General features: G+C 71.6%; 7 protein-coding genes. 6 read left to right on the top strand and 1 reads right to left on the bottom strand.

Annotated elements, in window-relative coordinates:
- Positions 1–109: 109 nt before the first annotated feature.
- Both ACFW9D_RS36900 and ACFW9D_RS36905 read left to right on the top strand, forming a co-directional pair.
- Entirely contained in the window at positions 110–1,855 is a 1,746-nt protein-coding gene (locus ACFW9D_RS36900; RefSeq protein ID WP_384629709.1) for a phosphatidylglycerol lysyltransferase domain-containing protein, read from the top strand.
- Positions 1,855–2,601 (top strand): hypothetical protein, encoded by a 747-nt coding sequence (locus ACFW9D_RS36905; protein ID WP_384629712.1) that lies wholly within the window; start codon positions 1,855–1,857, stop codon positions 2,599–2,601. The genes ACFW9D_RS36900 and ACFW9D_RS36905 overlap by 1 nt, the downstream gene beginning before the upstream one ends.
- Here ACFW9D_RS36905 and ACFW9D_RS36910 read toward each other — a convergent pair.
- Entirely contained in the window at positions 2,505–3,263 is a 759-nt protein-coding gene (locus tag ACFW9D_RS36910) for a hypothetical protein (RefSeq protein WP_188339334.1), read from the bottom strand. The two genes, ACFW9D_RS36905 and ACFW9D_RS36910, sit on opposite strands and share 97 nt — an antisense overlap.
- Positions 3,264–3,330: 67 nt before the next feature.
- Here ACFW9D_RS36910 and cobS point away from each other — a divergent pair, with 67 nt between their 5' ends.
- From cobS to ACFW9D_RS36930, 4 genes are all read left to right on the top strand, one after another.
- Entirely contained in the window at positions 3,331–4,098 is a 768-nt protein-coding gene (gene cobS / locus ACFW9D_RS36915) for an adenosylcobinamide-GDP ribazoletransferase (protein ID WP_384629715.1), read from the top strand.
- A 91-nt stretch (positions 4,099–4,189) separates the two neighbouring features.
- A complete protein-coding gene (locus ACFW9D_RS36920) occupies positions 4,190–5,713 on the top strand; it encodes a leucyl aminopeptidase (RefSeq protein WP_384629718.1) in 1,524 nt (507 codons plus the stop codon).
- Between the two features lie 290 nt (positions 5,714–6,003).
- Positions 6,004–7,392, top strand: a complete 1,389-nt coding sequence (lpdA, locus tag ACFW9D_RS36925) for a dihydrolipoyl dehydrogenase (protein ID WP_188339331.1) — start codon at positions 6,004–6,006, stop codon at positions 7,390–7,392.
- 105 nt (positions 7,393–7,497) lie between these two features.
- A partial coding sequence (locus tag ACFW9D_RS36930) for a biotin/lipoyl-containing protein (protein ID WP_384629721.1) occupies positions 7,498–7,733 on the top strand: 236 nt, incomplete at its 3' end.

The raw sequence follows: 7,733 nt of genomic DNA on the forward strand, positions 1-7,733 counted from the left end.
GCTCCCCCACGAGCGGACGCGCCCGCGGCTTTCTCGTGCCCGGCCGCGCCCGGAAACGGCCCCGCGCCGCTGGCCGAACTGGGCAAAAAGCCGCAATATGCTCGCCCGCATGGGAGCAGCCGTCACGACAAGCACACCCGCCTCGCGCCGCGCCGCGGGCTTCACGGTCTGGTATCTCCGGGTCGTCACGTTCATCAACCTGCTGAGCGCGGTCTGGGTCTCGTTCGGGCAGGACCTGCGCCGCCACAACGAGGAGAACTACTTCACCCCGTACCTGCTGGCGGCCGGCTTCTCCTCCGCGCTCGTGGCCGCGTTCCTCGCCGTCACGATGCGTCGCCGCAAGCGGGCCGCGTGGATCCTCAACCTGGTGCTGAGCGGCCTGTTCCTCGTGCTGTTCGCCCTGGTGATGTTCTTCCCCGAGGTGCGCGGGCACGCCCAGAACTGGATCTCGCTCGTGCTGACCGCCCTGTTCGTGGCGGCGCTGATCGTCGGGCGGCGCGAGTTCTACGCGAAGGGCGACCGCTCGAACCCGAAACTGGCGGCGGTCGTCGCGGTCGGCGGGCTGCTGGTCACCTCCCTCTTCGCCACGTTCCTGGTGACGGTCACCAACCAAGCCCACGACGAGCACCGTTCGACGTTCCTGGAGCGCTGGCGCTACGGCACCCTGCGCATGCTGTCGGTCGCCTCGAACGACGCGCACTACGCCGGGATCTCCACCCCGAACTGGGTCAACGTCGTCATCAACATCCTGTCCACGGCCCTGCTGATCGCCGTCGTCTACGCCGCGTTCCGCTCCCGCCGCGCCGTCGACCCCCTCTCCCCCGAGGACGAGTCCAGGCTGCGGGTGCTGCTCGACAAGGACGGCGAGCGCGACTCGCTGGGCTACTTCGCGCTGCGCCGCGAGAAGAGCGTCGTGTGGTCGCCGACCGGCAAGGCCGCCGTCACCTACCGAGTCGTCAGCGGCGTCTCCCTCGCCTCCGGCGACCCCATCGGTGACCCCGAGGCGTGGCCCGGCGCGATCGAGCCCTGGCTCGCCGAGGCGCGGGCGCACGGCTGGCTCCCGGCGGTGATGGGCGCGAGCGAGGAGGCCGGCACGATCTACGCCCGGCACGGTCTCGACGCCCTGGAGCTCGGCGACGAAGCCATCGTGGAGACCAAGGAGTTCACCCTCGACGGCCGGGCCATGCGCACCGTCCGCCAGGCCTTCAACCGGGTCAAGCGGGCCGGCTACACGGTCCGCATCCGGCGCCACGAGGACATCCCCGAGGCGGAGATGGAGCGGCTCCTGAAGCGGGCGGACGACTGGCGCGACGGCGCCACCGAGCGCGGCTTCTCGATGGCGCTCGGCCGGCTCGGCGACCCGCACGACGGGCAGTGCGTGATGCTCGAATGCTCCGACGGGGAGGGCGAGTTGCGCGCCATGCTGTCGTTCGTGCCGTGGGGGCCGAACGGGCTCTCCCTCGATCTGATGCGCCGTGACCGGGACGCGGAGAACGGCCTGATGGAGTTCATGGTCATCGAACTCCTGCAGCGTGCCACGGAGATCGGGATCACACAGGTGTCGCTGAACTTCGCGATGTTCCGTTCCGTCTTCGAGCGTGGCTCGCGACTCGGCGCGGGCCCGGTGCTGCGCCTGTGGCGCTCGCTGCTCAGCTTCTTCTCGCGGTGGTGGCAGATCGAATCGCTGTACCGGGCCAACGCCAAGTACCGGCCCATCTGGGAACCCCGCTTCCTGCTCTTCGAGAAGAGCGCCGACCTGCCGCGCATCGGCATCGCGTCGGCCCGCGCCGAGGGATTCCTCGAGGTGCCGGGCCTGCCCTCGTGGCTGCGCCGCAGGCGGCTGGAGCACCACTGATGACCGCGGTGCGCCGCTGGGCGCACCGCGAATGGGGCCCGCTCCTGAGCACCGTGCGGGGCGCTCTCGTGGCGCGCCGGTGGCGGGCGGTCCCGATGACGCTCGCCGCGGTGTGCCTGACGGCCGCGTGCCAGTACGTGCAGAACCGGCCCTGGGGCTACGGGTTCGTACAGGACGTCGGCGCGGTGCGGGCCGCCGACCCGTGGTGGCTGGCCCTGCTGCGCACCCCGCTCTCCCTGTTCGTCCCGGCCCTCGACCTGCCGGTGTGGGGCGCGCTGGGCCAGGTCCTGGTGGTGTTCGGCGTCGCGGAGATCTGCCTGGGCCGGCCCCGCACCCTCGTCATCGCCTACGTCGCCACGCTCACCGGCACCCTGTACGCGCGGCTCGGCGTCGCGCTCGGCCCCGGCAGCCCGTTCGGCCTGCCCGCCTCGGACGCGCGGGTCGTCGACACGGGCCCGTCGGCGGCGGTCGTCGGGCTCGCCGTGTACGTGTGCGTGCGTTACGGAGCCCGGTGGACGGCCGCCTGTGTCGTCGTTGCGATGGGGGTCGAGTGCGCGCTCAAGCCCAATCTCGCGGGCAAGGAGCATCTCGCCGCGATCGCCGCCGTGCTCCTGCTGTGCGCGGCGCGGGCGCGGGCGCGGGCGCGGCGTCAGGACGGAGGCGGCTTGCGCTCCGGGTCCGGGGTACCCCCGATCAGGTTCTGGAAGCCGCGGTCGAAGCGGGACCAGCGGCGCTCGTGCCGATAGGCCCGCAGTCCGGCCCGGGCGCGGGCGCGGGGCCGCTTCCGGTACCAGCGGCGCGCCCAGTACGAGCCGGGCCGCGCCAGGCGCAGCGCCCCGAACCAGGCGACGAACGGCACGAGCACGCCGATGACCGCGAGCCGCGGCTTGCCCTTGAGCAGCGTGATGAACACGAACGTGAAGTTGATGAACAGCGTCGACACGAGGGAGACCCGGTCGTTCTGCTCCTGGTCCGTCATGTCGTTGACGCCGAGCGGCGAGAAGCCGCCGATCACCAGCAGGCCGAGGGCCGAGGCGAGCACCACGACCTCGACGCTGCGCCGCCCCTGCTCGCTCCAGTAGACGTCCTGGAGATGCAGGATCAGGGCGAACTCGTCGAGCACGAGGCCCGCGCCGATCCCGAAGACGACCGCGCAGACGGACGCGGCGAGTCCGTGCCGGCCGCTGCCGACCGCGCCGAACCCGCCGACGACGGTGAGCACGACCCCGGGGACCACGTGGTGGATGTGCACCCCGCCCGGCGTGATGTTCCGGAACGGGCCGCGGCCGGCCCGGATCATCCGGGTGATGGTGCGGGTGATCAGGAACGTCGCCATGAAGGACAGCAGCGCGAGCAGCAGCGGGAGTTTGCCCGGCTCCGTGATGTTCCGGTACCACCAGTCGCCCATGGGCCCATCCTGCCGCCGGGCCCCGGGCGCCGCCCGCCCTCGACGACTGTCCGGGTAACCTCCCCCGGTGTCCGATGTGAACTCCCGCGCCTCCCTGCCCGACGGCATACGTTTCGCCTTCGGCACGCTCACGGTGCTGCCCGTCACCGTCACCCGCTGGGACCGGGAAGCGGCCCGCACGGGCATGCTGTGCGCGCCGCTCGCCGGTCTCGTCGTGGGCCTTTGCGCGGCCGCGCTCGGCGGGGCGCTGACCCTGCTCGGCGCGGGCCCGCTGCTCGCCGCGGTCGCCTCCGTCGCGGTGCCCGCCGCGCTCACCCGGGGGCTGCACCTGGACGGGCTCGCGGACGTCGCCGACGGGCTCGGCAGCGGGAAGCCCGCCGAGGACGCGCTGCGCATCATGAAGCAGTCGGACATCGGCCCGTTCGGCGTCGTCACCCTCGTGCTCGTGCTGTTCGCCCAGGTGGCCGTCCTGGCCCAGCTCTACGGCGAGTCCTGGGCGCGGGGCGCGATCGCGGCCGCCGTCGCCGCGGTGACCGCCCGCCTCGCCCTCACCCTCGCCTCCCGCGCCGGGGTCCCGCCGGCCCGCCCCGAAGGGCTCGGCGCCGCGGTCGCCGGCACGGTCGGGCCCCGGGCCGCACTGCTGGCGGGCGTGGCCGTGGTCGGGGTGACGGCGGGCGTCTCCCTGCCGGGGGCGGTCGCCGTCGTCCTGGGATGCGGCGCGGCGGAGCTGCTGCTGCGCCGGTGCGTGCGGCGGTTCGGAGGGGTGACGGGGGATGTCTTCGGGGCGCTGGCCGAGGTCGCGGCGACGGCCGCTCTGATAGCACTTGCGCTGTAAGTGCACCCTCCGCGGGTCACATGGTGAGACACCGGCGTAGGCTCGCCTGCGGGCCACCCGACCCCGACAACGAAAGAGGGACCTCACCACCGTGACTGCTCTGACTCTCAGCACCGCTACGGCCACCGGCCTCCGCGCCGACGCGCTCGTCGTCGGTGTCGCGAAGGGCGACAAGGGCCCGGTCGTCGCGCCGGGCGCCGAGGCCGTGGACCAGGCGTTCGACGGAAAGCTCGCTTCCGTCCTGGAGACCCTGGGTGCCTCCGGCGCCGAGGGCGAGGTGACCAAGCTCCCCGCGCCGTCCGGCGTCAAGGCTCCGGTCGTGCTGGCGGTCGGTCTCGGTGCCCTGCCCGAGAAGGACGACGTGTTCGCCGCCGAGACCCTGCGGCGTGCCGCCGGTGTCGCGGCCCGCGCCCTGGCCGGTTCGAAGAAGGCCGCGCTCGCCCTCCCCGTCGAGGACGCCGAGGACGCCGGTGCGATCGCGGAGGGCGCGCTGCTCGGCGCGTACTCCTTCGACGCCTACAAGGAGTCCGCCAAGGACGCGAAGAAGAACGGCAAGGCGCCGCTCGCCGAGGTCGCGATCCTCGGCGGCAAGCCGCGCGACAAGGCCTACAAGGCCGCCGTCGAGCGCGCCGTCGCGCTGGGCGAGGAGCTCAACCGCGCCCGCGACCTGGTCAACACCCCGCCGAACGACCTGAACCCGGAGGCCTTCGCCGCCGTCGCCCAGGCCGCGGCCAAGGAGCACGGCATCAAGGTGCAGGTGCTCGACGAGAAGGCGCTCATCAAGGGCGGCTACGGCGGCATCCTCGGCGTCGGCGCCGGTTCCGCCTCGACGCCGCGCCTGGTGAAGCTGTCGTACACGAGCTCCAAGGCGGACAAGCACCTCGCGTTCGTCGGCAAGGGCATCACGTACGACTCGGGCGGCATCTCCCTGAAGCCTGCCGGGCACAACGAGACGATGAAGTGCGACATGGCCGGTGCCGCCGCCGTGTTCGCCGCCGTCGTCACGGCCGCCCGCCTCAAGCTCGACGTCAACGTGACGGGCTGGCTGGCCCTCGCCGAGAACATGCCGTCTGGCTCCGCCACCCGCCCCGGCGACGTGCTGCGCATGTACTCGGGCAAGACGGTCGAGGTCCTCAACACGGACGCCGAGGGCCGCCTGGTCCTGGCCGACGCGATCGCCAAGGCCTCCGAGGAGAACCCGGACGCGATCGTCGACGTGGCGACGCTGACCGGCGCGATGATGCTGGCGCTCGGCAACCGCACGTTCGGCATCATGGCCAACGACGACGCTTTCCGTACGTCGATCCACGAGGTCGCCGAGGAGACGGGCGAGCCGGCCTGGCCGATGCCGCTGCCGGCCGACCTGAAGAAGGGCATGGAGTCCTCCACCGCCGACATCGCCAACATGGGCGAGCGGATGGGCGGCGGTCTCGTCGCCGGTCTGTTCCTCCAGGAGTTCGTCGGCGAGGGCATCACGTGGGCCCACCTCGACATCGCGGGCCCGGCCTTCAACGAGGCCGCCCCGTTCGGCTACACGCCGAAGGGCGGCACGGGTTCGGCGGTGCGCACGCTGGTCCGTCTCGCGGAGCGCACGGCGGCCGGCGACCTCGGCTGAGTCCGGCTTCTTCGCAGGTGACCGACGTGTTCGGCCCCGGGTGCACCCGCACCCGGGGCCGTTCGCTTTCGACGAAATCCGTAGGTTCCTCCGAGCCCGGCACGGTCGATTCGGGTGTAACCGCCGTCTCAGACCCCGGCCCGACGTCCCGCACTCCTTCGACAAGTGCGAGGATGGGTGCCGGCAGGACAGGGCCCCCACCCGAGGGCCGAAGCAAAGAGCGGCCGGACACCAGCCGCCGCCCGGTCACTGGAGACCGGCGTACGGCGCACATGCATGGAGGACGTGACGTGGCGAACGACGCCAGCACCGTTTTCGACCTAGTGATCCTCGGCGGTGGCAGTGGCGGCTACGCCGCGGCCCTGCGCGGAGCGCAGCTGGGTCTCGATGTCGCCCTGATCGAGAAGAACAAGGTCGGCGGCACCTGCCTGCACGTCGGCTGCATCCCCACCAAGGCGCTGCTGCACGCCGGTGAGATCGCCGACCAGGCTCGCGAGTCCGAGCAGTTCGGCGTGAAGGCGACCTTCGAGGGCATCGACATGCCCGCCGTCCAGAAGTACAAGGACGAGGTCATCTCGGGCCTGTACAAGGGCCTGCAGGGGCTGATCGCCTCCCGCAAGGTCACGTACATCGAGGGCGAGGGCCGGCTGTCCTCCCCGACGTCGGTCGACGTCAACGGACAGCGCATCCAGGGCCGCCACGTGCTGCTCGCGACCGGCTCCGTGCCGAAGTCGCTGCCGGGCCTGGAGATCGACGGCAACCGGATCATCTCCTCGGACCACGCGCTGACCCTGGACCGCGTCCCGCAGTCCGCGATCATCCTGGGCGGCGGCGTCATCGGCGTCGAGTTCGCCTCGGCGTGGAAGTCCTTCGGCACCGACGTCACGGTCGTCGAGGGCCTCAAGCACCTCGTCCCGGTCGAGGACGAGAACAGCTCGAAGCTTCTCGAGCGCGCGTTCCGCAAGCGCGGCATCAAGTTCAACCTCGGCACCTTCTTCGAGAAGGCCGAGTACACGCAGGACGGCGTCCGCGTGACCCTCGCCGACGGCAAGACCTTCGAGGCCGAGGTCCTCCTGGTCGCCATCGGCCGCGGCCCGGTCTCGGCCGGTCTCGGCTACGAGGAGCAGGGCGTCGCGATGGACCGCGGCTACGTCCTGGTCGACGAGTACATGCAGACCAACGTGCCGACCATCTCGGCCGTCGGTGACCTCGTCCCGACCCTCCAGCTCGCGCACGTCGGCTTCGCCGAGGGCATCCTGGTGGCGGAGCGTCTGGCCGGCATCAAGACCGTTCCGATCGACTACGACGGTGTGCCGCGTGTGACGTACTGCCACCCGGAGGTCGCCTCCGTCGGCATCACCGAGGCCAAGGCCAAGGAGATCTACGGCGCGGACAAGGTCGTCGCTCTGAAGTACAACCTGGCGGGCAACGGCAAGTCCAAGATCCTGAAGACCGCGGGCGAGATCAAGCTCGTCCAGGTCAAGGACGGTGCCGTGGTCGGCGTCCACATGGTCGGCGACCGGATGGGCGAGCAGGTCGGCGAGGCCCAGCTGATCTACAACTGGGAAGCGCTGCCGGCCGAGGTCGCCCAGCTCATCCACGCCCACCCGACCCAGAACGAGGCGCTCGGCGAGGCCCACCTGGCCCTCGCGGGCAAGCCGCTGCACTCGCACGACTGACCTCGTTCCCGCCTGTCGCACTGTCGCATGGGCGCGACGACCGACCCCACAGACTTCCGCACTGCGTTGCCGCGCATTGCACATTCGTAAGGAGCAACAGAAACCATGGCGGTTTCCGTATCCCTTCCGGCGCTCGGTGAGAGCGTCACCGAGGGCACTGTCACCCGCTGGCTGAAGGCCGAGGGCGAGCGCGTCGAGGTCGACGAGCCGCTGCTCGAGGTCTCGACCGACAAGGTGGACACCGAGATCCCCTCGCCGGCCGCCGGCATCCTGGCCTCCATCAAGGTCGCCGAGGACGAGACGGTCGAGGTCGGCGCCGAGCTGGCCGTCATCGACGACGG

Source organism: Streptomyces sp. NPDC059524, assembly GCF_042749255.1.
Lineage (GTDB): Bacteria > Actinomycetota > Actinomycetes > Streptomycetales > Streptomycetaceae > Streptomyces > Streptomyces xanthii.

Coding starts and splice junctions, on each gene's coding strand:
- ACFW9D_RS36910 (WP_188339334.1), bottom strand. CDS start 3,263: ATGGGCGACTGGTGGTACCGGAACATCACGGAGCCGGGCAAACTCCCG.
- ACFW9D_RS36900 (WP_384629709.1), top strand. CDS start 110: ATGGGAGCAGCCGTCACGACAAGCACACCCGCCTCGCGCCGCGCCGCG.
- ACFW9D_RS36905 (WP_384629712.1), top strand. CDS start 1,855: ATGACCGCGGTGCGCCGCTGGGCGCACCGCGAATGGGGCCCGCTCCTG.